The following is a 24367-nucleotide window of genomic DNA, read 5'->3' on the forward strand; positions in this document are numbered from 1 at the left end:
GCTACGGCCGGCAGCGCTCGGGCGACCACAAGTGCGCTGCGCGTCCGTCGAGGAGGCGCACGCACGGGTCGGGGTCGATGAGGTCGAAGGCGCCGACGGGGCCGAGCTCGACGAGCTGCTCGGGCTCGCCGCGCGCGGATCTCGTGCACGCGACCGGAGCCGTGGCGCAGGCGCACAGGGCTCCGCGCGCGGCCGGGAGTCGCTTCAACATCGCGGCGGGTCGTAACCGTCGAGCACCGCGCCCACCAGCCGGGCCTCGTGCGCGAGCAGCCAGCGCTTGCGCTCGAGGCCGCCCCCGTAGCCGGTGAGCGTGCGGTCGCTGCCGACGACGCGGTGACACGGGACGATGATGGCGAGCGGGTTCTTGTTGTTGGCCCCGCCGACCGCCCGCGTGGCGGTGGGCCGCCCGAGCGCGCGGGCGATGTCGCCGTAGCTGCAGATCGCCCCGAATTCGACGGCCGTCAGGGCCTTCCACACGGCGCGCTGAAATTCGGTGCCGACGGCCCCCAGCGCGACGTCGAAGCGGCGACGGCGGCCCGCGAAGTACTCGTCGAGCTCGCGCCGCGCCTGCTGCAGCACCGGCTCGTCGGGGCGCTCGCGGCCGTACGCCGCGGCCGGCGGGTCGCCGCGGCGCTCGGTCAGGTGGACGGCGCGCAGGGCCCCGTCGGCGGCGACCAGCCGCAGGTCGCCGATCGGGCTGTCCATCCATGTCCAAAAGGCCATTGTCATGACAAGCTCCAAAGGACAGGTCGATACGGGGCCCGCGGTGCGCGGCGCGGCGGCGAGGCGGGCGGGTCGGAGGCGGCGCGGGTGAGGCTCACGCGACCGGTGTACCCCGGCGCGCGGGCGCGCGGCAGCGAATTCGCGCGTCGGCGTGAAAACGCCGTCTCGGGGGCCGCAGGAGCCCGTGCGCGCGCTCGGGGCGAGGACGAGGGCGCGCCGGATCACAGGCGAGCCGAGCCGCGGCGACGCACCCGCAGGGGCGACGAAGATGCAGCGCGACCGACCGCGCTCGCCACGGCTGCGCTCGCTCGCGACGGCCCCGCCACCCCGCGGAACGCGGGTCCACTGCGAACCGCGCACGCGAGGTGGATGCACCGCGCGCGGCGTCCGAGGTAAAACGGGCAGATGCTGCACGTCGCCGCGGCCCCCGAGCTGTTCGACCGCACCCTCTGGTCCAGCGCGACCGACGAGCGCCGCGACGAGCTGGCGCGCCTGGTCGCGGCGGAGCTCGGCCCCGAGTTCGAATACGCGGGCCTGCGCAGCTACGGCGGGGCGCACACGCCGGTGGCCGTGTTCACGCACGCGACCGTCGGCGAATTCAGCCTGGTGCCCGGCGGCGGCTTCGACATGGGGCTGTCGCCCGAGGAAGAGGAGGCGATCCGCACGGCCCGCGAGGCGGTCGAGGTCGCGGCCGACGACTTCGATCAGGAGTTCGACCTGCTGCTCAGTGAGATCGGGCAAATGCGCCCGCTGCACCGGGTGGTGGTGCCGCCGTTCTTGATCGCACAACGCGTGCTGAGCATCGGCCGGGCGCTGCGCTGGCTGCCCGACTTCAGCGACCCGCTGTACGGCCAGGTGGCGAAGGCGGCGGCCCACCTGAACCCGGAGCAGATCACGGCGGTGCTGGTCGGCACGGGCATGCGCCTGCCCGCGGAGGCCGAGCTCGAGTACGCGGCCCGCGGCGGGCTCCACCGCCGCCTGTTCCCCTGGGGCGACCGCCTGCCCGACGACGCGACGATCGAGGCGATCCTCGCCGACGAGGACGGCTCGACCCACAACGCGTTCGGCCTCCACGGCTACGGCCTCTACCCCGTGCTGTGCGCCGACCACTGGCACCCCCACTACCGCGCCGCCCCCGACGACGGCGCCCCCTGGCTCGCCTCCGGCATGCATGTGGTCCGCGGCGGCGCCGCCGATTGCTACCCCTGGCAAGGCTGCGGCGAGTGGAACCTGATGCTCTGCGCGATGCGCATGACCGACCGCGCGGCCGAATACGGGGCGTCGGTGCGGCTGGTCTACGGGCTCGGCGAGCACGAGAGAGCAGACATGGTCGAAGAGACAGGCGCGGTGAAGAAGGCGAAGGCGAGCGCGAAGAGGGCGAGCAAGACGGCGGCGAAGAAGGCGAGCAAGACGGTCGCGAAGAAGGCGGCGAAGAAGTCGGCCAAGGCGCGGAGGAGCGCGTAGGTCCGTCCGCGGCTCCCGCCGGGGGCCGCGAATGTCATGCGCGCACGAGCATCGCTCGGCCGCTCGCCGGTCTCAGAACGGGTGGGCGGCCTGCGGATCGGTCTCGGGGGCGTGCTTGACCTTGCCCTTGCGGCCGATCTTGATGTTGACCATCTCGATGGCGACCGAGTAGGCCATGGCGAAGTAGATGTAACCCTTGGGCACGTGGATCTCGAACGCCTCGGCGGTCAGCAGCAGGCCGATCGTCAGCAGGAAGCTGAGGGCCAGCACCTTGATGGTCGGGTGGCGGTCGACGAACACGGCGATCGACTTGCTGGCGAGCAGCATCACCCCGAGCGCCAGGACGTTGGCGGCGACCATGATCCACAGTTCCTGGGCCATGCCGACCGCGGTGATGACGGAGTCGATCGAGAACACGAGGTCGAGCAGGAGGATCTGGAAGATCACGCCGCCGACGGTGGCCGCGCCCCTGGCGGCGAGGTGCTCCTCGCCGTCGCCCTCGATCTTGTCGTGCAGCTCCTTCGTCGACTTGTAGATCAGGAACAGACCGCCGAGGAGCAGCACCACCTCCTTGCCGGTGAAGGGGTGGCCGAGCAGCTCGAAGAACGGCTTGTCGAGCTGCATGATCCAGCTGAGCGTCGCCAGCAGGCCCAGGCGGGTGACGAACGCGCCCATGAGGCCGATCCGGCGCGCGCGGTCGCGGCTGGCCTCCGGCAGCTTGCCGACGAGGATCGAGATGAAGATGATGTTGTCGAGTCCGAGCACGACCTCGAGGGCCGAGAGCGTGAGCAGGCTGATCCAGACCTCGGGAGTCGCGAGCGTGGCGGGGTCGAACACGGGCGGTAGCTTAACCCGATTCAAGAATCGCGGGTCGCCGAGGCGGACCCGGGGCGCCTGGCGACGAGCTCAGCCGACCGCGCGGTACGGGTGCTCGGGCGCGCCTGCCAGCAGGGCGCGCTCGCAGGCCTCGAGGTCGCGGATCAGGGCCAGGACGAGCTGCTGGACGGCCTTCACGTCGTCGACGGCGAACGGCTCGAGCGCAGGTGCGCGGACGCTGCGACGCACCTCGCGGCCGAGCTCCGCCCGTCGCTCGCCGAACTGCCGCGCGGTGTAGCCGTACTCCTCGAGCCGCCGCTGCTCGTGCTCGGGCAGGCCGTCGTAGACCCGCAGCCACGCGTTGGCGGCCGACCAGGCGTCCGCCAGCGCGAACCGGTAGCGGAGGTCCCGGACGCACCCGAAGGCGACATCCGGGTCGATGAGGAGCACCATGGCGACCTGCCGCGCGCTGGCGACGAGCTGGACGCGACCCGCGTGGCTGTGCCCGAGCAGCCCCGCGAGCGCGCCGCCCAGGTGCGCGGGCGCCTGCGCCGGCGCGCCCGCCCGCGGCAAGTCGCCGCGCATGCGAAAGAACCGCCACTGCCCCCGCGCCCACAGGGCCGACCGCATGGCGCCGTAGACGAGCATGAGGGCGAGGAGGACGAGCGACACTCGAGCTCCACCATAGCGCAGGTCGAGCGCCCGGGGCACCTCGCCCGAACGACCCGGTCGGCTCGATCACGCCCGGGCCGTCTATCGCATCGGTCGCGCGATCTCCGCTGGCGCTCGAGCGAAACGCCCCGTCACGCGCTCGCGTGCCGGGGCGTCGCCGTGGGCCCGGGCTCTCAGTTCTCGACGAAGGCCTTGAGGCGCTTGCTGCGGGACGGGTGGCGCAGCTTGCGGAGCGCCTTGGCCTCGATCTGGCGGATGCGCTCGCGGGTGACGGAGAAGTCCTGGCCGACCTCCTCGAGGGTGTGGTCGGACGACTCGCCGATGCCGAAGCGCATGCGGAGGACCTTCTCTTCGCGCGGGGTGAGCGTGGCCAGGACACGACGTGTCTGATCGGCCAGGTTCATGTTGATGACCGCGTCGGTCGGCGAGATCATGTTCTTGTCCTCGATGAAGTCGCCCAGGTGCGAGTCCTCTTCCTCGCCGATGGGGGTCTCGAGGGAGATGGGCTCCTTGGCGATCTTGAGGACCTTGCGGACCTTGTCGAGCGGGAGCTCCATCTTCTCCGCGATCTCCTCCGGCGTGGGCTCGCGGCCCAGCTCCTGCACGAGAGACCGGCTGGTGCGGATCAGCTTGTTGATCGTCTCGATCATGTGGACCGGGATGCGGATGGTCCGGGCCTGGTCGGCGATCGCGCGGGTGATGGCCTGGCGGATCCACCACGTCGCGTAGGTGCTGAACTTGTAGCCGCGCTTGTACTCGAACTTGTCGACGGCCTTCATCAGGCCGATGTTGCCCTCCTGGATCAGGTCCAGGAACTGCAGGCCGCGGTTGGTGTACTTCTTGGCGATCGAGACGACGAGGCGCAGGTTGGCCTCGACCAGCTCGGCCTTGGCCTTCTCGGCCTGGCGGCGAGCGGTCATCAGCTGCTCGTGCAGCTCGCGCAGCTGGGGCGCGCGCATGTTGGTCTCTTGCTCGACGGCGCGGATGCGCTTGATCGCCAGCTTCATGCGCGCCTCGATCTCGTGCAGCTCCGAGGGGTGGAGGCCGAGGCGGCGGCACAGCTTGAACTCCTCTTCCTCGGACAGGCGGACGTCCTTGAAGAGCTTGCGCAGCTCCTTGAGGTCCATGCCGGCCCGGCGCTCACACTGGATGAGGTCCTTCTCGGCCCGGGCGACGCGCTCGACGAGGAGGGTGAGCTCGCCGACGATGCCGTCGATCGGGCGGCGGCCGAGCTTCATGTCCTGGATGGCCTCGAGGATCTGGCGCTTGTGCTCCTCGCCGGCCTTGGTGTGGGCCTCGCGGGACTTGTCGTCGAGCGGCGGGGTGGGCGGCTCGTTGACGGCGACGACGACGGCCTTCTTGGTGTCGACGGCGAGGATGAGCTTGATGCGGTCGAGCTCTTTCTGGTGCCGGCGGATGCGCTCGACCTGCTTGCCGAGGTTCTCCATGGCCGCCTCTTGATTGAGCGCGGTCGGGTCGTTGCTCATCGGCAGCGCGCCGGGGCCGGCCTCGGCCGGGTTGGAGATGTTGAGCACGTCCTTGGCCCGGATCTGCCCGCGCTTGATGCGGTCGAACATCTCGAGGATGTAGGGGACCGAGACCGGCGACGCGAGCGCGATCTCGAGGACCCGCATCTCGCCCTGCTCGATGCGCTTGGCGATCTCGACCTCGCCCTCGCGGGTGAGCAGCGAGACGCTGCCCATCTTGCGCAGGTACATGCGGACCGGGTCGTTCGTGCGCGAGGGCTCGTCCTCCGGGTCCTCGTCGCGCTTGGGCATGACCTTGCGCGTGGCCAGCTTGGGCTTGGCGGCCTCCTTGGCGGCGGCCTCGCCGGCGATGACCTGGACGCCCTCGTCCTGCAGGGTGCGCTCCCACTCGCTCAGCTCCTCGGGGTCGATCAGGTCGGGCGGCAGGAGTTCGTGGAGCTCGTCGTAAGTGACGTGGCCCTTCTTCTTGCCGAAGGCGATGAGCTGCTTCTTGAGCTTCTCACGGTCCACGGTGCGCGTCTTGCTGGGGGTCATAGGTTGCTCTGGCCTCGGAGTGACTGCGTAATGCGCGAGGGGAGTACGAACGGTCAGGCCCGCAGGCCCGATTGTGGATTCGCCATGGGAATGAGGGCCTGCTCGTCGAGGTTGGCGAGCATGCGGTTGTGCTCGATCTTCTTCAGCGACAACTCGCGGGCGCGGTCGAGCTCGCCCCGCTCCTTGGCCTCGCGCATCTGCACGTCGAGGCGCCGCGACTCGGCCTTGAGCTGCTCGCGTCGGCAATCGAGGATGCAGCCCTGCAGCAGCATCACCGGGTCGTCCTGGGTGTCGCGGAAGGTGCCGACGAACACGGCGTCGTGGACCTGACGGCGCGTCTCGGCCGGGATGAGCTCGAGGAGCTCGCCCTCGGTCGGGTTCTCGCCGACGAGGGCCCGCCGCACCACCTCCTCGGCGATCGGCGCGAGTCTGCGATCTGTCACGTATTGCTGCACACCCGCCCGTTCGGCCTTGTCGGCCAGGTGTGGGTTGTCCACCAGCAGAGCGAGCAGCGCAACTTGATGGCGCGGAAGCTCGGGCAGCGGCCGCGCTGGCGCGGGCGGCGAGGCGGCGGTGCGAGACGGCGGGCTGGGCGCGGCACGGTTTCCTTGAGGACCCGGAGGCCCGTGAGGATGCTGGCGCGACGATATGCGCCCGGCGGGCAGCCTGAGCAACTTTGCGGCGCGCTCGGCATAGCGCTCCCGGGCGGCGTCGCTCTTGACCTTGGCGAGCAGCGGCCGCAAAGCGGCGACCGCGCGCTCCTGCGCGTCGATCGAGTCGAGCGCGCCCTGGGCCACCCATTGCCGCACCAGCCACTCGAGCGCCGAACCTGGCTCTTCGAGCAGGGCGGCCAGGCGCTTGGGGTCGGTGCTGTCAGGGTCGGCGCCGGCGTCGAGCGCGACCACCCGGGCGTCGAGCCCCTCGTCGAGCAAGATCGGGATGGCGGCCCGGATCGCCTTGCGACCGGCGTTGTCGCCGTCGAAGCAGAGCACCACCGTGTCGGTGAAGCGGGCCAGGATCGCGGCCTGCTGGGCGGTCAGCGCCGTGCCGAGCGGCGCGACCGTCTCGATGTAGCCGCGCTGATGCATGCTGACGACGTCGACGTTGCCCTCGACGAGGATCGCCCGGCGCGCCCGGCTCATCGCCTGGCCGGCGACGTGCAACCCGAACAGGGTCTTGCTCTTGGTGTAGAGCAGCGACTCCGGGCTGTTCATGTACTTGGGCGCCTCGCGCCCGTCGGCGTCCTTGGCGTACTCCGGCAAGATCCGCCCGGAGAAGGCGATCGGCTTGCGGTTCGACTGCAGCACCGGGAACATCAGCCGCCCGCGGAACCGGTCGTACAGCGAACCCTTGTCGCTGCGCACCACCAGGCCCAGCTTCTCCGCCAGCGCCAGGTCGCAGCCCTTCGATTGCAGGTGGCGCGTCAGGCGGTCCCAGCTGCCCGACTCGGCCGGCGCCGGCGCATACCCCAGCATGAAGGTGGCCGCCAGCTCGGGGCTGATCGCGCGCTGTTGCTGATACAAGCGCCCGAGCTTGCCCTCGGGCCTGCTCTCGAGGATCTCGCGGTAGAGGTCGGCGGCGATCTGGGTGATCGCGCGGGCCTTCTCGAGCTCGACCTGCTGCTCGCTCGACTTCCGGTCGACCAGCCCCTCGGGCAAGGTGACGCCGAACATGCCGGCCAGGTGCCGCGCGGCCTCGAGGAAGCCGAGGCCGTCCATGCGCATCACGAACTCGAGCCCGTCGCCCCACACACCGCAGCCGAAGCACTTGAAGCTGCGCCGCTCGGGGTTGACGAAGAAGCTCGGCGTGCGCTCCTGGTGGAAGGGACAGCACGCCGTGAAGTTCTTGCCCGCCCGCTTGAGCCCGACGTAGCGCCCGACCAAATCGACGATGTCGATCCGATCCCGCAGCTCTTGCAGTTTCTCATCGGGGATCATCACGAGGTTCTGGCCCAGCGCGCCTTGCTCTTCCGCTTCTGCTGATTCTGCTGTGAAGCCCGCCGGGGGCCCGCGAACTTCGGGCGCAGCAGCGGAAGACCGCTCGCTGCGCCCTGTCGGCCGCCTGGAGCGGCACAGATTAGGACAACTCCTCCGGCCCGGCCCTGCGCGTCGCCGTTAGGATCTTCACGCAGGGCGCGGCTGGCAGCCCGAGACGTGAACATCTGCGCCGATACGGACCCGTCTGCGCCGGCGCGCTGCGCCTCGGATCGCCCGGAGAGGACCACGCACGAGGATTTAGCCGAAAACTTGCCCGCCGCCGCGAAGGCTGCCATGCCACCGCCATGGCCGAGTCGCTCGCTCCCCCCCTTGCCCTGGATGGTCCAGAAATTGCTGAGGCACGCGAGCTCGACGGTCGGGAGCGCCGCCGCAGCGGCAACCGCACCCGGGCCCGCGACCGCATGATGGACCGCGCCTCGCGCGACTACCCGGAGAGCGACGCCCTCCGCGGCGTGCGTGGCGTCGAGAACCTGGTGCTGTTCATCGACGACGACCTCCGCGAGACGGGGATGGCGCTCGGCCACGTCGAGGCCTATCTGGTCGAGATCTTGCGGATGCTCGAGGGCCCCCGCATCAAGCGTGAGGATGTCCACGCGCTGGCCAGCGACACCCGCGTGCTCGACCATGTCGACATGCTGGTCGAAAACCTCGAGACGCTGCGCCGCCGCCTGACCCGACTGGCGACCAGCCTGCGCTGATAAGCTCGCGCGCCGTGACGTCCCCCGAGGCCAGCCGGCGCGCCCGCACCGCAGTGCTGGCGACCTGCGGCCTGTACGCCGCATACGGGCTCATGGCGCTGGTGCCGGGCCTGTCGATGGTCCGCGGCGCGGCGCTGGTGGCCGCGTTCTACTTCTTGCCCGGCTGGCTGCTGCGCGACCAACCGGAGGTCCAGGCCCGCTACCAGGTGGGGCCGGAGGGCCCGATCCCGCCGTGGAGCTGGCGCGCCGTCCGCTGGGCCGCGGGCGTCTGCCTGCTGGTGTTCCCGCCGTTCGTGCTCGGGTTCTGGTGGTTCTACGACCAGGTCTGCGCCGGCGACCTGCGGGTGCTGGCGCCGGCGCTGTGGGTCGAACAACAGACGCCGTGGGCCGGCGGCCTCGAGCACTACCTGGAGCGGCTGTGCCGCGGCCACAGCGGCGATTTCTGGCCGACGTCGCTGCGCCTGCCGGCGACCTGGACGAGCTACGGCGGCCTCGGCTTCGTGTTCCAGGTGGTCGAGGGCCTGTTCGCGGTGGCGCTGGCAGAAGAGGTGTTCCACCGCGGCTACCTGATGAGCGCCCTCGAGGAGCGCTTCCCGCCGCGCCGCCGGATCTTCGGCGCCCAGATCGGCGCCGCCGCCGTGCTCTCCAGCCTGCTCTTCGCCGTCGGCCACCTCGTCGGCATGGCCCAGGCGGCGCGCCTTGCGACCTTCTTCCCGGCGCTGGTGTTCGCCTGGCTGTGGCGCCGCAGCGGCAACCTGTGGGCCCCCGCGCTGTTCCACATGAGCGCCAACCTGTTGATGGAGTTGCTCCTGGCGAGTACCTTCCGCGCGTGACGACCAGGCCCGAGCCGACGACCGTGGGGGCCTTCTTCGACGTCGATCACACCCTGCTCGCCGTCAACTCCGCGGTGCTGTGGGTGCGGCACCAGCGGCGCACCGGCAAGATGTCGGCGGCCAAGGCGCTGCGCTCGCTGTCGTGGGTGGTCCGCTACCGCCTCTCGCTGCTCGACCTCGAGGCCGTGACCGCCCGGGCGGCCCGCGACTACGCCGGCGTGCCGGTGGCGGAGGTCGAGGCCGAGACGCGGGCGTGGTTCGAGGCGGAGATCGTCCGGTGGATCTGCCCCGAAGGACAGGCCCGCATCGCCCGCCACCGCGAGGACGGCCACACCGTCGCGCTGCTCAGCTCGGGCACCCGCTTCTCGGTCGAACCACTGGCCGAGCGCCTCGGCGTCGAACACGTGCTGTGCACCCGACTCGAAGAGACCGGCGGGGTCCTCACAGGCAAGCACGTCGCCCCCGCCTGCGCCGGACCCGGCAAGGTCGTGGTGGCGGAGAAGTTCGCCGCCGATCACGCGATCGACCTGTCCCGAAGTTACTTTTATACCGACAGCTTCTCCGACCTGCCGATGCTCGAGCGCGTCGGCCGACCGCAAGTGGTCAGCCCCGACCCCCGGCTGCTCCGGCGCGCGCGCGCCCGCAAGTGGCCGATCGAGCACTGGACGGCGGCGTGAGGAAGCCGGGCGCGGCGAGGCGGCTCGCCGGGCGCGGCAAGTCAGTCGTCGCGCAAGAGTGACAGCGCGCCGAGGGACCCGCGCGGTGGCAGGCGAACGGCACGTGTGGCACCCTCCGGGCCATGCGTGACCCGTGGAGCGAGCTCGGACCGGTGGCGGCGATCATCGAGGCGGCGCTGGCCGAGGACCTGGCCAGCGGCGACGTCACCGGCCGCGCGACGGTGAGCCCGGAGACGCGCGCGAGCGCGCACATGGTGGCCAAGGCCGACATCGTGGTGGCAGGGCTTCAGGTGGCCGAGGCGGTGTTCCGCCGGGTCGAGCCGGAGGTCGAGTTCTCGGCCTACGTGCGCGACGGCGCGCGCGTGACCCCGGGAATCGAGATCGCGCGGATCGTCGGGCCGGCCCAGGCGCTGCTGGCGGCCGAACGCACGGCGCTCAACTTCCTCCAGCGGATGTCCGGCGTGGCCACGCTGACCCGCGCCTACGTCGACGCGGCCGGCGAGCGCTGCCGGATCACCGACACCCGCAAGACCATGCCCGGCCTGCGCGCGCTCGACCGCTACGCGGTCCGCTGCGGCGGCGGCCACAACCACCGCAACGACCTCGGCGCGGCGGTGCTGATCAAGGAGAACCACGTGCGCGCGGCCGGCGGGATCACGGCGGCCATCCAGCGCGCCCGCAACTGCGCGCCGCACACGATGCGGGTCGAGTGCGAGGTCACCAGCCACGACGAGCTGCGCGAGGCGCTGGCCGCCGGGGCCGACATCGTCATGCTCGACAACATGGACGACGAGGCGGTCCGCCAGGCGGTCGCCATCAACAAGGGCCAGGCTGTCCTCGAGGTCAGCGGCGGGGTCGCGCTCGAGCGCGTCGCCGCGGTCGCGCGCCTCGGCATCGACGTGATCAGCGTCGGCCGCCTGACCCACAGCGTGCCGGCGGCCGACATCTCGCTGCTGTTCGAGCGGGCCGACGGGACGTGGGCGTGAGCCGCTTCGAGGACCTGTCCTTCGAGACACGTTGGCTCGGGCGCCCGCGCGAGCACTGGGCCGAGCTCGGCTCGACCAATGACCGCGCGATGGCGTGGGCCCGCGCCGGCGCGCCGCACGGGGCGATCGTCACCGCCGACGCGCAGACGGCCGGCCGCGGGCGCCTCGGCCGGGCGTGGGCCTCGGAGTCGGGAGAGGACCTGTACGTCAGCGCGATCGTCCGCCCCGACGCCGGCAAGCCGATCGGCGCGCTCGGCCTGGCGGTCGGCGTCGGCCTGCGCGAGGGGCTGGCCGCGTGGCTGCCGGCGACCCAGCTCAAGTGGCCCAACGACCTGCTGGCCGGCGGCCGCAAGCTGGCGGGGATCCTCTGCGAGGCGCGGTGGGTCGGCTCGTCGCCCGAGGTCGTGGTCGGCTTCGGCGTCAACGTCGGCCGGGCGCTGTTCCCCGGGCCGCTGGCCGACACGGCCACGAGCCTGCGCCGCGAGCTCGCCGCGCCGCCGGACCGCGGCGAGGTGCTGGCGCGCGTCCTGCCGGCGCTCGAGGCGGCGCTGGCGGCGTTCTTCGCCGGCGGCTTCGCGGCGATCCGCGCCCGCTACGAGCCGCACTGCGCGCTGCGAGGACAGGCTGTTTTTGTGGACATGTCGAACGGGGCAGGTCCAAAGGAGCAGGCGCGCGCGCTCGGGCTGGCCGACGACGGGGCGCTGCTGGTCGAGCCGCCGGGCGGCGGTCCGCCGCGACGGGTCGAGTCGGGCGACGTGTGGCTGGCGCCGTGAGCTGCGCGCGGAGTGCGCGTTGGCGTGCCGGCTGAGCCCGACCCGGGGTATAAAGAGGTTCCGATGATCACTCGCCTCGAAGTCGACGGCTTCAAGTCCCTGCGAGGCTTCGCGATCGACCTCGAGCCGTTTACCGTGCTCATCGGCCCCAACGGAGCGGGGAAGTCCAACGTGCTCGAGGCGATCGGGCTGCTGTCGCGGCTGTGGGAAGGCGCCGCGGACGCGCTGAAAGCGGGGCGCGGGCGGGCGAGCGATCAGTTCTCCCGCTACCGCTCGGAGTCGGTGCGTGACATTCGGTTCGGCGTCGAGACCCTCGAGCCCGATACTGATGATCAGGGAGAGGACGGGTTCACGAACTGGGCGGTGCGGTCACGCTACGAGGTCTCGCTGGCGAAGACTGCGGCGACGGGGGGGGTCGAGCACGTGAAGCTGACGCACCGCGCGCATCACCTGGCTTCAACTACAGATGCCTGGCTCGCGGCTCACCCGGAGTGGTCGGAGCGAGTGATCGCTTCCAGCGATGAGCGAGAGCTGGGATACATGCCGAGTTTCGGCTTCGTCGAGTTTCACGCGGCGAATCTCCGCGAGTCGAGCGACCGCATCGATTCGGGCGAGTTGCTGCCCGATGGCAGCAATCTCCCCACCGTACTCGCGTCGCTCGCAGATGACTCGCTCGGAGAGATCCGGGCCGAGTTGGCGGCGCTCGTCCCCGGGGTCGCAAACTTCGCTGTCGTCGAGAGTGACGACGCTTATCGCATCGAGTTCCACATGCGCGACGGTGACGTGGTCCCGGCGCGTCTGATCTCGAACGGCACCTTGCGTGTTCTAGCCCTTCTGACGGCCGTCTATTCACAGCGCGCGTGGTCGTCGATCCTCTGCATCGAGGAACCCGAGAATGGAATCTATCCCGGGCGGTTACGCCGGCTTATCGACCTTCTGCGGGAGGTCACGGATTTGGACGCCTGGCGGGAAGAACGGTCGGATCGGCTGCCGCCTCAAGTGATCGTCACAACTCACTCGCCGGTCTTCCTCGCGGCACTGCGCGAACATCCGCAACACCTGCGGTACATCGACACGGTGCAGCGAGGAGGGATTCGCGTGACTCGGGCGAGACCCGTGGGAGAGCGCGCATCTGCGCAAGAGGGGCAAACTATCGCTTCATTGGCGGAGATCAGCGCGATCTTGGAGGACGCGTCTCTCTCAGAGGTCGATCGATGATCTATGTTCAGGCTGGGCTTTATGCCGAGGGGCGGACAGATTATGACCTCTTACTCCCGCTCGTCGATCGCCTTCTCGCAGAACTCGTGGCCCGTCATCCGGCGGCCTTCGCCGATCTTCCGGCTCCCATCGCGTTGGCTGACGAGCCTGGGGACGGACGGCGAAGGAAAGAGCGGATCGCCGCCGCGATCGAGCGAAATTGGGAGCGCTGCACCTTGTTCGTGATTCACGCCGACTCCGATGGCGATTCGAAGGGAGCCCGCGAGAGAAACATTCTGCCGGGCTTGAGGGCGGCAAAGGAGCGTCTCGGCGTCGAGATTTGCCGGCCGCGGCCTGTGTGCCCGTTCGCGAGATTGAGGCCTGGCTCCTGGCTGACGCTGGGGTGTTTCAAAGACTCTTCCCTACGGCCGCGTCACCCTCGCTCCCACAGGATCCCGAGAGAGTCACCGATCCCAAGCATCGGCTTCAGGCAGTATTCAGCGAGCTCCAGCGCAGGCGCCCCAAGAATCTGTTCGCGTCCGGTGGTGAGAACGTCAGCCTCGCAGCCTTGCGGAGGCTGCCCGCGTTCCGCGAATTCGAGGCCGATCTGTCGGCGGCGCTCGACCTCCTGGCGCGGGCGTGATTCCTCAAGCGTGACGCTCACATCATGAAGGACGCCTCGAGCGAGGCGATCACCTGGGCGACGACCTCGTCGCTGTAGCCGCCGACGAGGATCAGCGACACCTCGTTCTCGAGCACCTGCCACTCGCCGGGGGCGTTGCGGGTCATCTCGAACAGCTCGAGCTCGACGCCGGGGTCGAAGGCGAACTCCCACACGATCAGCGGGGTGCCGGCGCCGTCGCGGGCGCAGTCGAAGCGGTCGCCCATCCAGCGGCCGGCGACGTCGAAGTAGCGCTCGCGCTCCGCGAAGTCGAGGTTGTCGCCGTCGACCGGGTCGACGTGCATGAGGAAGTTGAAGTACATGGCGGCGCCGAGGCGGTCGGGGGCGCGCAGGCCGTAGCCGGGCGGGAGCTCGTAGGGGGTGTTCGGCGCGGCCGGCGGGGTGTCGGTGAGGCGGCGACGGATCAGCTCGGCCGTGCTGGCGACCGGGCGCGTGAACGCCTCGTCGGTGGCGCCGGGGTTGTCGGCGAGGAAGTTCTTGAGCGCGAAGCGGGCCCCGGCGACGGGGAGGCGCAGGTCGACGTAGCGGTAGTCGAAGCGCCACGAGCGGGCGTACTGGAACAGCTCGCGCTCGGCCGGCTCGTAGTCCTTGAGCTCCCTGGCGACGCGCTTGTGGAAGTCTTCGGCGGGCTCCGCTTGCGTCTTGAGCGCGGCGGCGTCGCCGAAGAACCAGCCCTCGCCGAAGAACAGCGCGTCGAGGACGTCGGCCTGGTCGGAGGTGAGGCCGTGCTCGGCGCGCCACTCGACGAACCCGCCGAGCTCGACGTCGCGTTGGGCCTGGGCGATCGCGCGGAGGATCGGGATCTGGACGTCCTCGGGGTCGGCGCTGTCGACGACGACGACCTGCCGCCGCTCGACGTCGAAGCGCGCGGTGGCGTCGATGTTCTCGAAGGTCTGGACGTACTCGTGCGGCCACAGCGAGGTGAGGCCGAGGCACTCCATCGTGTCCTCGGCTGGGCTCGGGAGGCTGTTGTAGCGCGCCATGTATTCGTCCTTGCTGACGAACTCGAAGGCGGGCGGCTCGCTGGCCAGATCGCCGCCGCGGACGCAGGCGACGTGGGCGTGGAGGTCGCGCTGGCAGTCGGCGTCGCGCGGGTCGCAGGTGGGCAGCACGCTCTCCTCGCATGGTTCGAGGCCGCCGCAGGCGGTGAGGCCGAGTGCGCTGCAGATTGTCAGGGTAAGCGGTCGCAACATAGGATGCTTCTAGCGTGTCGCGGCGGAGGATCGTCCGTCAACCGCGAACCGCCGGCGGGACCGGGTGCAGCGGCGGTCACGGGCGGGCGCCGCGGACCAGGGCGGCGCAGGCCTCGTCGCACAGCGGGCGCCAGGCCCCGCGCTCGGGGTCGGGCTGGTTCATCGCGTAGCTCAGGAGGCCGTGGCTGGTGAGCCAGGCGACCTGCGACAGGCGGGCCGGGTTGGCGTCGGGGTGCAGCAGGCCGGCCTTGCGGTCGCGCTGGAGCTTGGCCTCGAGGGTCTGGCTGACGACCGCGGTCAGGGGCAAGATCTCCGCCAGCACCAGCCGCTGGGCCGCGCCGAGCGTGGGCGCCCAGGTGTAGAGGATCCGGAACGCGTCGGGGTCGGCGAGGTAGTGCTCGACGCGGGCGCGGATCAACGCGGCGAGGCCGTCGATGCCGCGCTCGGCGGCGATCACGGCGCCACTGACCGCCTCGACCTCGCGCCGCAGGGCCTCGATCGCCAGCGCGGCGACGACCTCCTCCTTGGCCTGGAAATAATAATAGAGCGCGGCCTTGCTGGCGTCGGCCGCTCGCGCCACCTGCTCCATGGTGAAGGACTCGGGGCCGCTGGCCAGCAGCACCTCGCGGGCGGCGCGGAGGATCTGCTGGCGGCGGTTGTCCTGCCGCCGCGACTTGCGGGCCAGTCGCCGCGCCTCGGGGCTCGGCTCGCTGTCGGGTCGAGGCTGTCCCATGGGGCCTGGTGAAATGGACATGTGCCTAAAGCCAGGCAGCGGCAGCGCGCACGGCATCCTTGCCGCCGGTGGGGAGGATGTCGCGGTGGCTCATGACGACGCGGTCGAAGTCCCACTGGAGGAGGCGCTCGATCGCGGCCCTGGCGGCGGCGCGGTCCTTGATCATGCCGCGCAGGAACGCGGTCTGGGCCGGCTTGCCGAGGGCCCGCGAGAGGCGGAGGTAGAGCCCGGTGAGCCAGTTGGGCGCCTCCTTGAAGTAGAACACCCAGTCGGTGAGGATCAGGGTGCGAGAGGCGCGGTGGAAGAAGGCGACCTCGCCGAGGCCGGGGGCGCCGTCGAGCTCGAAGTGGTCGAGGTCGCCGGCCCAGAGCAGGTCGGGGTTGGTGGGGATGGGCGCGAGCTGCAGCTCGGGGTGCTTGGCGATCGCGCCCGGAGCCGCGTAACCGCGCGCCTGCGGGTAGGCGGCGAGGAAAGGCCCGAGGAACATGTGGTGCATCGAATTGGGAGCGACGGCGGCCTGCACCGGGCCGAGCGCGTCGATCGCCGCCCGCAACTCGGGCGTCAGGGAGATCGGCGCATGGACCAGGAGGCCGCCCGAGCCGAGCTTGACGACCGTCATGCGCGCGCCGATCTGCACGCCGAAGATGCTCAGCGGCTGGGTGGCGGTCCACAGGTTGGTGTCGATCGACTGCAGCACGCGGCGGCCTCCTTCAAGGGTGTCGAGAATCTGACCGAGGGTTGAAAAATGTGCAAGCCCGGGGTTGTGGGTGGCTCTCGTTGCGATCGGGGCCTACAATGCGGGCATGTCGGAGCGACGGATCGAGCTGGTTCGCGGGGACATCACGCGCCTCGCGGTGGATGCGATCGTCAACGCGGCGAACACGTCGCTGCTGGGCGGCGGCGGGGTCGACGGGGCGATTCACCGCGCGGCCGGGCCGGAGCTGGTGGCGGAGTGCCGCACGCTCGGCGGCTGTCGCACGGGACAGGCGAAGATCACCCGCGGCTACCGCCTGCCGGCCCGGCACGTGATCCACACGGTGGGCCCGGTGTGGAACGGCGGGCGCCACGGCGAGGAGGGGCTGCTGGCGAGCTGCTATCGCAGCAGCCTCGAGCTGGCGCGGGCCCACGGGCTGCGCACGATCGCCTTCCCGGCGATCTCGTGCGGCATCTACGGCTACCCGATCGCCGAGGCCTGCGCCGTCGCGCTGCGCACGATCTCGGCGTTCTTGGCCGAGGACCCGGCGATCGAGCGGGTCGTGCTGGTGTGCTTCGACGCGGCGGTGCATGACGCGTATGCGGCGAGTCTGGCCGAACCGGCGCCGGCGGCAAGCGTGACGGCGCGCGAGCGCATGCTGGGGTGCCTGCTCGGGTCGGTGGTCGGCGACGCGCTCGGCGTCCCCGTGGAATTTCGCAGCCGCGAGCAATTGTCGGCCGATCCGGTGACGGGGGTGCGCGGCCACGGGACCTACGACCAGCCGCCCGGGACCTGGTCGGACGACAGCTCGCTGCTGCTGGCCACCGCCGACAGCCTGAGCCACAACGGCTACGACCCGCCGGACATGATGGCGCGATTTCTGACCTGGCTTCAAGGACAGGCATACACGCCGCACGGCAAGGTGTTCGACGTCGGCATCGCCACGCGCAGCGCGATCCTCCGCCACGCCCAGGGCGCGCCGGCCGACGCGTGGGGCGGCCGCGACGAGCGCGACAACGGCAACGGGTCGCTGATGCGGATCGCGCCGCTGTCGCTGTTCACCCGCGCGCTGTCGCCGGCGGAGATCGTCCGCTGCAGCATGGAGGTCAGCGGACTGACGCACGCCCACCCGCGCTCGCAGCTGTGTTGCGCGTACTTCTCGCTGCTGCTGCCGCTGGCGCTGCTGGGCTGGCCGCTGGAGCGGGCGATGTCGCAGGCTTCGCGGCACCTGGCGCCGTTCGTGCCCGAGGCGGAGCGCGGGCCGCTGGCGCGGATCCTCGACGGCTCGGTGGTCGCGGCGCCGGTCCGCGAGATCCGCGGCAGCGGGTACGTGGTGCATTGCCTCGAGGCCAGCTTGTGGTGCGCGGCGAATCAGCCGAGCTACGAGCGGGCGGTGCTGGCGGCGATCAACCTCGGCGAGGACACCGACACGACCGCCGCGGTGACGGGAGCGCTGACGGGGGCGATGTACGGGCAGAGGGCGATCCCGGAGGCGTGGCTGCGGGCGCTGGCGAGCCGTGAATACGTCGAGGGCGTGTGCGAGCGGCTGGTCGACAGGATCGATGAGGAGATGCCGCGGCGGTGATTGGCTGTGGCGCTGGGAGCTGGCGATGACTTCCGTCGGCGTCGAGGGGCAGCGAGGCGGGGGGTATCAGGCTCGATCTCACCGGCGGGCCATGGCCATTGCCGCGCTTGGCTCCGCGACGAATGTCCTGTCCGCCATGGCCGGGCGTCCTCGACGCTCGGTCCTGACGATGCCAGCAGTGATGAAGGGGCTTTTGCGCGACCGGCGGTGGTCCTCCGACGCCTGCAGGCTTGCGGGGGGCGGCGCGGCCGACCTAGCCTGAGACATGCGCGACCTTGGCTTGACGATCACGACCTGTTGCTGGCTCCTCGCCGGCTGTACCAGCCTCAACCCGGCGTGGCTGAGCGGGACGACCGACGACTCGACCGCGTCTGCCGGGACCGAGCCCGGTTCGGACTCGACGGGCGCGCCGGCGACGACGAGCACCGCGGGGCCCGGGACCACCGACGCCCTGACGACCAGCGGGACCGACCCCACGATTACCGGTGGGCCGGTGACGGTCGGTGAGACCGATCCCGTGACCACCGATCCCGTGACCGGCGGCCCGGACACGACCACCGACATCGAGCCGGGCACCACGACCGGCGGCGAGGGCTGCTTTTTTCCGAACGGGCTCGAGCTCGAGCTCGTCGTGAACAGCACCGAGCCGCAATTGTGTGATGCCATCAATCCGCGCCAGATCTACGCCGAGGTGCTGGGCCAGGCGGGGCCGGGCCGGTGGAAGTTCAACGTGTGCGGGGACAAGGACGCGTGCAAGGACCCGCAGGCCGAGTGCCCCGATTCGGAGCACCTCACCTTCGTCTTCGAGGGCGAGCCGTCGCTGGTGCCGGAGTTCCAGGCCGGCGAGTGTCATCACCTCGACTTCCTCGCCCGCGCCGCTCTGCCGGACGATCCTTTCACCTGCAAATTGCGGGCGCTGCGGGTCGCTCACACCGGCTTCACGCCGGAGCTGACGCAATACGTCGGCGCGATCGACACGCCGGGCAGCGACGGCCTGCCCATGCCGATCGACTGGAGCGCGCTGTTCGGGTTCACGGTGGTGGCGAGCGTCGACACGGTGTGCCAGACCGACATGCCGGCGTGCTTCCCGTCCACCGGCTCGTACAGCTACGTCGTGACCAGGGAGGACAAGGGCACCGAGCACGTCGTGCTCGAGGGCGAGACCTTCGAGGAGGTGTTCGCCGTCGCCACCGACAATCAGGACGAGGTCGAGGTCACGGGGACCTTCACCGACGTCCGCTCCCGCATCGAGCCCGGCGTGTGCGGCACCGGCCAGGACTTCCGCTGGGCGTGGCTGGCGACGTTCAACGGGCCGTGAACCACCCATACACAATACTGTCCTCGAGGGCATGTCGCGAGGGACATGCCCCAAGAACATCACTCGGGCGGCAGCAGGCGCAGGCGGGTGACGGGGAGGGCGGCCTCGTCGAGGGCGGCGGCGAGCTGGCCGTCGGCGACGGGCTCGGTGAGCATGACCATGGCGGCCGAACCGTCGTCGGAGGGGGTCTCCTGCGACATGCGGCGGATGCTGACGCCGTGGCGGCCGAGGCAGGCGGCGACGCGGCCGAGCACGCCGGGGACGTGCGGGGCGCGGAAGCACAGGTAGTGGGCGCAGACGACCTCGGCGAGCGGGCGCAGGGTCGCGGGCGTGGCGGGGGGGATCGCAGGCTGGCCCGAGGGACCTGTCCCGGAGTACAGGCCCGCGAGGATGTCGCGGGCGACCTCGAGGATGTCGGACACGACGGCGACGGCGGTGGGCATCATGCCGGCGCCGCGGCCGTAGTAGAGGCTGGGGCCGAGGGCGTCGGACTGGACGAGCACGGCGTTGAAGGCGCCCTGGACGCCGGCGAGGACGTGGCCGCGCGGGACCAGCGTGGGGTGGACGCGGAGGCTGACGCCATGGTCGTCGCGCTGACCGATGGCGAGGCTCTTGATGACGAACCCGAGCTCGGCGGCGGCGCGGATGTCGAAGGCGGTGATGCCGGAGATCCCCTCGGTGGGCATCGTGCTCGGGTCGACCTGGACGCCGAAGGCGACGAGGGCCAAGAGCGCCAGCTTGTGGGCGGCGTCGCCACCACCGACGTCGAGCGTGGGGTCGGCCTCGGCGTAGCCGGCGGCCTGGGCGCCCGCCAGCGCCTCGGCGAAGCCCGCGCCGGTGCGGGTCATGGCGTCGAGGATGTAATTCGAGGTGCCGTTGACGATCCCGCACAGGCCGGTGATCCGGTCGCTGGCGAGGCCCTCTCGCAGACTGCGAAGCAGGGGGATCCCGCCGGCCACGGAACCCTCGAAGACGACCGCCCGCCCGACCCGCGCGGCCTCGGCGAAGATCTCGGCGCCGCGCTCGGCCAGGACGGCCTTGTTGGCGGTGACGACGTGCTTGCCGGCCCGCAGCGCCGCCAGGATGTAGCTGCGCGCCGGCTCGATGCCCCCCATGAGCTCGACGACGACGGCGATCTCGGGATCGCCGAGGACAGCCTCGATGTCGGTGGTGAGCAGGCCCGGCGCGGTGGCCACGGCTCGCTCGCGGGCGGGATCGCGCACGAGGACGCGCCGGATGTGAAGGGATGCCCCCAGACGGGCCTCGATCCGGGCGCGGTGTTCACCGAGCAATCGCACGGTGCCCGCGCCGACGTTGCCGAGGCCGAGGATGCCGACGCCGAGCGCTCGCACGCGGCGACACTACCACGCGGGCGGCGATTGTGCGAACGTGGGCGGCGATGGAAGCGCCGGCCGAAGCGACTGAAACGCCGTTCAGGACCCTTCCCCGGGCGCCCGGACTGCCCTGGCTGGGCAGCATGGTCGACATCGCGAGGAAGACCAATTACGTCGGCATGACCGAGCTGGTGCGCCGCTACGGGGCGCCGCTCGGGGTGCACTTCGGCAACATCGTGGTGGTGCCGACGGTCCGGCCGGAGCACGCGCAGCACATCCTGGTCGAGAGCCGCGGGGTGTATCAAAAGCTGAACGAGATCGACGGGCTGCGGCTGCTCGTCGGCCAGGGGCTGTTCTCGAGCGAGGGCGAGACGTGGACGAGCCAGCGGCGCCTGATGCAGCCGCACTTCACGCCGAAGGCGGTGCAGCGCTACGTCGCCGACATGCGCGGGGCGGTCGAGCAGATGCTGCAGCGCTGGTCGGGGCAGGCGGAGGTCGAGGCGCTGTTCGAGTCGATGCGGATGGCGATGGACGTGATCGGCCGGACCATGTTCGGGGTGCCGGAGATCGGCGAAGCGGGGCCGATCGGGCGCGCGATCGGGACGGCGCTCGAGCTGGCCAGCCGGCGCCTGTTCGAGCTGTTCACGCCGCCGCTGTGGATCCCGACGCCGCAGAACCGCCGCTTCGTCGCGGCCAAGCGCGAGGTCGACGCGTTCATCTACGACCTCATCGGCAAGCGCCGCGCCGGGACGTCGGGCTCGGAGCAGCGCGACCTGCTCGACGTGCTGATCGCGGCCACCGACGACGAGTCGGGCCGGCGCATGAGCGACGAGCAGCTGCGCGACGAGGTGATGACGGTGTTCATCGCCGGCCACGAGACGACGGCGGTGACGCTGACGTGGGCGCTGGCGCTGCTGGCCCGCCACCCCGAGGTGATGGCCCGCGTGCAGGCGGAGGTCGACGCGCTGGGCCACGACATCCCGGGTCTCGAGGACATCCCGAAGCTGCCCTACACGCGGCAGGTGATCGACGAGACGCTGCGGCTGTACCCGGCGGTGTGGGCGATCCCCCGCACGGCCGCGCGCGACGACGTGCTGTGCGGCTACCCGATCGCGAAGGGCTCGATCGTCACGGTGATGGTCCACGAGCTGCACCGCCAGCCCGACGTGTGGCCCGACCCCAACCGCTTCGACCCGGGCCGGTTCGCCGCCGGCGCGGCGCAGGGCCGCCAAAAATCGGCGTACATGCCCTTTGGAGCAGGTCATCGCATTTGCATCGGCATCCACTTCGCGCTGCTCGAGCTGGTGGTGGCGCTCGCGGCGGTGGCCCGCCGCTACAGCTGGCGGCTGGTGGCGCCGGAGGTGCCGGCGGTGGGGGTCAGCACGCTGCGGCCGGCGCGGCCGGTGCGGATCGCGCTGGCGCCGCGGCGGGCAGACGCACGGTGAAGACGCTGCCGCGGCCGAACTCGGAGCGGACGCCGATGGTGCCGCCCATCATCTCGACGAGGTTCTTGCACAGGGCGAGGCCGAGGCCGGTGCCCTCGTAGCGGCGGCGCGGCGACGAGTCGACCTGCGTGAAGGGCTCGAAGATCCGGCGGTGGTCGCCGTCGCGGATGCCGATGCCGGTGTCCTCCACCGCGAACACGACGAACTCGGCGAGGCCCGCGGTCTCGCCGTGCACGTGGACGGTGACGCGCCCGCGGGCGGTGAACTTGAGGGCGTTGCCGACCAGGTTGATGAGGACCTGGCGCAGGCGGCCGCGGTCGAGGTCGGCGACGAGCGCGGCGGGCGGCGGCCGCAGCTCGAGCACGTTGCCGCGGGTGCGCGCGAGCGGCTGCAGGGCCTCGACGACCTCGCGCGCGACGTCCTCGGCGACGAAGCGCTCGCGCCGGAGGTCGAGCTTGGCCGCCTCGACGCGCGAGAGGTCGAGGACGTCGTCGATGAGGCCGAGCAGGTGCTGGCTGGCGCCGACGATCTTGACGAGGTCGTCGCGCATGTCGGGCAGGTCGCGGGCGTCGGCGTCCTCGACCAGCATCTCGGCGTAGCCGATGACGGCGTTGAGCGGGGTGCGCAGCTCGTGGCTCATGGTGGCCATGAAGGCCGACTTGGCGCTGCTGGCCGCGACCGCCTGCTGGGCGAGGATCCGCGCGCGCTCGATCTCGAGGTCGGCGTGCTCGAGCTGGACCGCCGCGGCCTCGGCGCGGGCGATCGCCTCGTCCTTGGCGAGGTCGGCCAGGTAGCCGAGCCCCTGGACGGCGAGGATCGTCATCGCGCCGTAGATCGCGGTGGTCGAGGCGTAGCTCCTCGGGTCGTGGAACTGCGGCAGGACGTCGGTGAAGTGGTCGGCGGCGAACAGGAGGCCGACGCCGACGAGGCAGATCGCGCCCCACAGGTGGCCGGCGGCGCGCCCGGCCATCTGCGTGGCGAGGAAGGGCACGAGCGCCAGCAAGATCCAGTAGGGCGAGGCGAACACGCCGGTGGTGGAGACGGCGTAGACGGTGCCGGCGAACACGCAGCCGGTGATCCAGTGGCCGGCCGCCGTCGGCGTGCCGGTGCGCCGCAGCAGCCACGGGCCCACGAGGGTGAGCGCGAGCGTGCCGAGGTCGGCGGCCAGCGAGGTGACGCGGCCGAGGCCCTCGGTGGTGGTGGCGATGACCGGGACGGTGAAGGCGCAGGCGAGGACGACGAGCCAGGCGGTGCCCTCGATCAGCAGGGCCCTGCGCCGGCGCTCATGATCTTCCAGCAGGGCGGACGGAAGTCCGCGCTCGAGCAGGGCGATGAGCCGGCTCGACCATGTTGGCAGACCCTGTGCCATGCGGGGGAAACAGCATAACGCAGCCGATGATGGTCGTGCGACGTGGGCCACGTCGCGCCGGCGCTGCGCTTTACACAGGGCTGCCGGCGTGGTCTCGTGCGCGCCATGAGTACCCCTCCAAGCGGCGTTACGGCGCCTCCTCGCGGCAAGACTCTGGTGACAGGCGCAGCCGGTCACGTCGGCGCGAGCCTTGTGCGACATCTGCTCGCGGCCGGCGAGGATGTGCGTGTGCTGGTGCATCCTCGGCACAACAACCGCGGTGTGGAGAACCTCCCGGTCGAGCGCGTCGAGGGCGACCTGCTCGACGAGGCGGCGGTGGCGCGGGCGGTGCAAGGTTGCACGCGCGTGTACCACACGGCGGCCAAGGTCTCGGTGCTGAGCCCGACCGAGCCGCAGATGCGCGAGCTGTGGCGGATCAACGTGCTCGGCACGCGCCACGTGCTGCGCGCGGCCCAGCGCGCCGGCGTGGCCCGCGTGGTCCACACCAGCTCGTTCTCGACGATCGGCTTCGACCCCGACGACCCGAGCAAACCTTGCCATGAGGACATGCCCTTTTATCCCTTCGTCGAGTGGATGCCCTACTCGCGCACGAAGGTGCTCGCCGAACAGGAGGCGCTGCAGGCCTGCGCCGACGGGCTCGACGTGGTGATCGCGGTGTCGACCGGGGTGGTCGGGCCGCACGACTACCTGCCGTCGCGCACGGGCAAGGCGATGATCGACTTCGCCAGGGGCAAGCTGCGGGCGATCATCCCCGGCGGCTACGAGGCGGTGACCACCGACGACCTGGCGCGCGGGCACGTGCTGGCGATGGAGCGCGGGCGCACGGGGCAGCGCTACATCTTCAGCACGCGCTACGTGACGATGGACGAGATGCTGGCGCTGTTCGCCGAGCAGGTCGGGACGAGCCGCCGGCCGGTGGCACTATCGCCGCGGCTGATGTCGACGGTGGCGCGGGCGATCTCCAGGCCGATGGCGCGGCTGTTCCCCAACGTGCCGCAGCACCTCACGCCGGGCGCGGTGTTCGTGCTGACGATGCAGCGCCGCGCCGACACCACGCGCGCGCAGCGAGAGCTGGGCTTCGTGCCCGGCGACCTGCCGGCGGCGGTGCGCGCGTGGTACGAGTTCTTCGTCGCCGAGGGGATGATCGCGCGCTGAAG

22 protein-coding genes and 2 pseudogenes are annotated in these 24367 nt (G+C 71.1%); 12 read left to right on the plus strand and 12 right to left on the minus strand.

What is annotated here, in order from left to right:
• Position 1: 1 nt before the first annotated feature.
• The gene (locus K7C98_RS32725; protein WP_224195762.1) at positions 2–211 is read right to left on the minus strand and encodes a hypothetical protein; all 210 of its coding nucleotides are present in this window, start codon (positions 209–211) and stop codon (positions 2–4) included.
• A complete protein-coding gene (locus K7C98_RS32730) occupies positions 205–723 on the minus strand; it encodes a methylated-DNA--[protein]-cysteine S-methyltransferase (protein ID WP_276572736.1) in 519 nt (172 codons plus the stop codon). The genes K7C98_RS32725 and K7C98_RS32730 overlap by 7 nt, the downstream gene beginning before the upstream one ends.
• Positions 724–1128: 405 nt before the next feature.
• Between K7C98_RS32730 and K7C98_RS32735 the strand changes: the two genes are divergently transcribed.
• The gene (locus tag K7C98_RS32735; protein WP_224195764.1) at positions 1129–2187 is read left to right on the plus strand and encodes a formylglycine-generating enzyme family protein; all 1059 of its coding nucleotides are present in this window, start codon (positions 1129–1131) and stop codon (positions 2185–2187) included.
• A gap of 72 nt (positions 2188–2259) precedes the next feature.
• On the opposite strand, the gene K7C98_RS32740 is transcribed toward K7C98_RS32735, so the two are convergent.
• The 4 genes from K7C98_RS32740 to dnaG all read right to left on the minus strand — a co-directional run bounded on the left by K7C98_RS32740 (position 2260) and on the right by dnaG (position 7633).
• The gene (locus K7C98_RS32740) at positions 2260–3024 is read right to left on the minus strand and encodes a TerC family protein (RefSeq protein WP_224195765.1); all 765 of its coding nucleotides are present in this window, start codon (positions 3022–3024) and stop codon (positions 2260–2262) included.
• A 69-nt stretch (positions 3025–3093) separates the two neighbouring features.
• Entirely contained in the window at positions 3094–3675 is a 582-nt protein-coding gene (locus K7C98_RS32745) for a hypothetical protein (protein ID WP_224195766.1), read from the minus strand.
• Positions 3676–3848: 173 nt separating this feature from the next.
• Complete coding sequence (gene rpoD / locus K7C98_RS32750; protein ID WP_431312847.1) at positions 3849–5672, minus strand: RNA polymerase sigma factor RpoD; 1824 nt, start codon at positions 5670–5672, stop codon at positions 3849–3851.
• 77 nt (positions 5673–5749) lie between these two features.
• Positions 5750–7633: a DNA primase gene (dnaG, locus tag K7C98_RS32755; protein WP_224195768.1), complete on the minus strand. Its 1884-nt coding sequence runs from the start codon at positions 7631–7633 to the stop codon at positions 5750–5752.
• Positions 7634–7977: 344 nt separating this feature from the next.
• On the opposite strand from dnaG, the gene K7C98_RS32760 reads away from it, so the two are divergent.
• From K7C98_RS32760 to K7C98_RS32785, 6 genes are all read left to right on the plus strand, one after another.
• Positions 7978–8391 (plus strand): hypothetical protein, encoded by a 414-nt coding sequence (locus tag K7C98_RS32760; RefSeq protein WP_224195769.1) that lies wholly within the window; start codon positions 7978–7980, stop codon positions 8389–8391.
• A gap of 14 nt (positions 8392–8405) precedes the next feature.
• A complete protein-coding gene (mrtZ, locus tag K7C98_RS32765; RefSeq protein WP_224195770.1) occupies positions 8406–9224 on the plus strand; it encodes a myxosortase MrtZ in 819 nt (272 codons plus the stop codon).
• Positions 9221–9901 carry an HAD family hydrolase gene (locus tag K7C98_RS32770; RefSeq protein WP_224195771.1) on the plus strand — a complete coding sequence of 227 codons (681 nt, stop codon included), beginning with the start codon at positions 9221–9223 and terminating at the stop codon, positions 9899–9901. The genes mrtZ and K7C98_RS32770 overlap by 4 nt, the downstream gene beginning before the upstream one ends.
• A 122-nt stretch (positions 9902–10023) precedes the next feature.
• Positions 10024–10887 (plus strand): carboxylating nicotinate-nucleotide diphosphorylase, encoded by an 864-nt coding sequence (gene nadC, locus K7C98_RS32775; RefSeq protein ID WP_224195772.1) that lies wholly within the window; start codon positions 10024–10026, stop codon positions 10885–10887.
• Positions 10884–11660 (plus strand): biotin--[acetyl-CoA-carboxylase] ligase, encoded by a 777-nt coding sequence (locus K7C98_RS32780; RefSeq protein ID WP_224195773.1) that lies wholly within the window; start codon positions 10884–10886, stop codon positions 11658–11660. The genes nadC and K7C98_RS32780 overlap by 4 nt, the downstream gene beginning before the upstream one ends.
• Before the next feature lie 63 nt (positions 11661–11723).
• The gene (locus tag K7C98_RS32785; RefSeq protein ID WP_224195774.1) at positions 11724–12878 is read left to right on the plus strand and encodes an AAA family ATPase; all 1155 of its coding nucleotides are present in this window, start codon (positions 11724–11726) and stop codon (positions 12876–12878) included.
• A gap of 50 nt (positions 12879–12928) precedes the next feature.
• Here the strand turns inward: K7C98_RS32785 and K7C98_RS32790 are convergent, their stop codons facing one another.
• The 4 genes from K7C98_RS32790 to K7C98_RS32810 form a co-directional block, all read right to left on the minus strand.
• Positions 12929–13108, minus strand: a complete 180-nt coding sequence (locus K7C98_RS32790; RefSeq protein WP_224195775.1) for a hypothetical protein — start codon at positions 13106–13108, stop codon at positions 12929–12931.
• A gap of 409 nt (positions 13109–13517) precedes the next feature.
• Positions 13518–14729 carry a hypothetical protein gene (locus K7C98_RS32800; RefSeq protein ID WP_224195777.1) on the minus strand — a complete coding sequence of 404 codons (1212 nt, stop codon included), beginning with the start codon at positions 14727–14729 and terminating at the stop codon, positions 13518–13520.
• Positions 14730–14808: 79 nt separating this feature from the next.
• Positions 14809–15465, minus strand: a complete 657-nt coding sequence (locus tag K7C98_RS32805; protein WP_224195778.1) for a TetR/AcrR family transcriptional regulator — start codon at positions 15463–15465, stop codon at positions 14809–14811.
• Between the two features lie 25 nt (positions 15466–15490).
• Positions 15491–16162: a DUF4336 domain-containing protein gene (locus K7C98_RS32810; protein WP_224195779.1), complete on the minus strand. Its 672-nt coding sequence runs from the start codon at positions 16160–16162 to the stop codon at positions 15491–15493.
• A 106-nt stretch (positions 16163–16268) separates the two neighbouring features.
• Between K7C98_RS32810 and K7C98_RS45150 the strand changes: the two are divergent.
• From K7C98_RS45150 to K7C98_RS32825, 3 genes and pseudogenes are all read left to right on the plus strand, one after another.
• Positions 16269–16778 (plus strand): annotated as a pseudogene (locus K7C98_RS45150) (O-acetyl-ADP-ribose deacetylase); the annotation flags it as partial.
• A 54-nt stretch (positions 16779–16832) separates the two neighbouring features.
• Positions 16833–17744, plus strand: a pseudogene (locus K7C98_RS45155) (ADP-ribosylglycohydrolase family protein); the annotation flags it as partial.
• Positions 17745–18009: 265 nt separating this feature from the next.
• Positions 18010–19062 (plus strand): hypothetical protein, encoded by a 1053-nt coding sequence (locus K7C98_RS32825; RefSeq protein WP_224195780.1) that lies wholly within the window; start codon positions 18010–18012, stop codon positions 19060–19062.
• A 59-nt stretch (positions 19063–19121) separates the two neighbouring features.
• On the opposite strand, the gene K7C98_RS32830 is transcribed toward K7C98_RS32825, so the two are convergent.
• Positions 19122–20414 (minus strand): homoserine dehydrogenase, encoded by a 1293-nt coding sequence (locus K7C98_RS32830; protein WP_224195781.1) that lies wholly within the window; start codon positions 20412–20414, stop codon positions 19122–19124.
• A 47-nt stretch (positions 20415–20461) separates the two neighbouring features.
• On the opposite strand from K7C98_RS32830, the gene K7C98_RS32835 reads away from it, so the two are divergent.
• On the plus strand, positions 20462–21841 hold the full coding sequence (locus tag K7C98_RS32835; RefSeq protein ID WP_224195782.1) for a cytochrome P450: 1380 nt from the start codon (positions 20462–20464) through the stop codon (positions 21839–21841).
• On the opposite strand, the gene K7C98_RS32840 is transcribed toward K7C98_RS32835, so the two are convergent.
• A complete protein-coding gene (locus tag K7C98_RS32840) occupies positions 21774–23210 on the minus strand; it encodes a sensor histidine kinase (protein ID WP_224195783.1) in 1437 nt (478 codons plus the stop codon). The two genes, K7C98_RS32835 and K7C98_RS32840, sit on opposite strands and share 68 nt — an antisense overlap.
• 105 nt (positions 23211–23315) lie before the next feature.
• Here K7C98_RS32840 and K7C98_RS32845 point away from each other — a divergent pair, with 105 nt between their 5' ends.
• The gene (locus K7C98_RS32845) at positions 23316–24365 is read left to right on the plus strand and encodes an NAD-dependent epimerase/dehydratase family protein (RefSeq protein ID WP_224195784.1); all 1050 of its coding nucleotides are present in this window, start codon (positions 23316–23318) and stop codon (positions 24363–24365) included.
• The last annotated feature ends 2 nt before the right edge of the window (positions 24366–24367 follow it).

This window comes from Nannocystis pusilla, assembly GCF_020073745.1.
In the GTDB taxonomy this organism is placed as follows: Bacteria; Myxococcota_A; Polyangia; order Nannocystales; family Nannocystaceae; genus Nannocystis; species Nannocystis radixulma.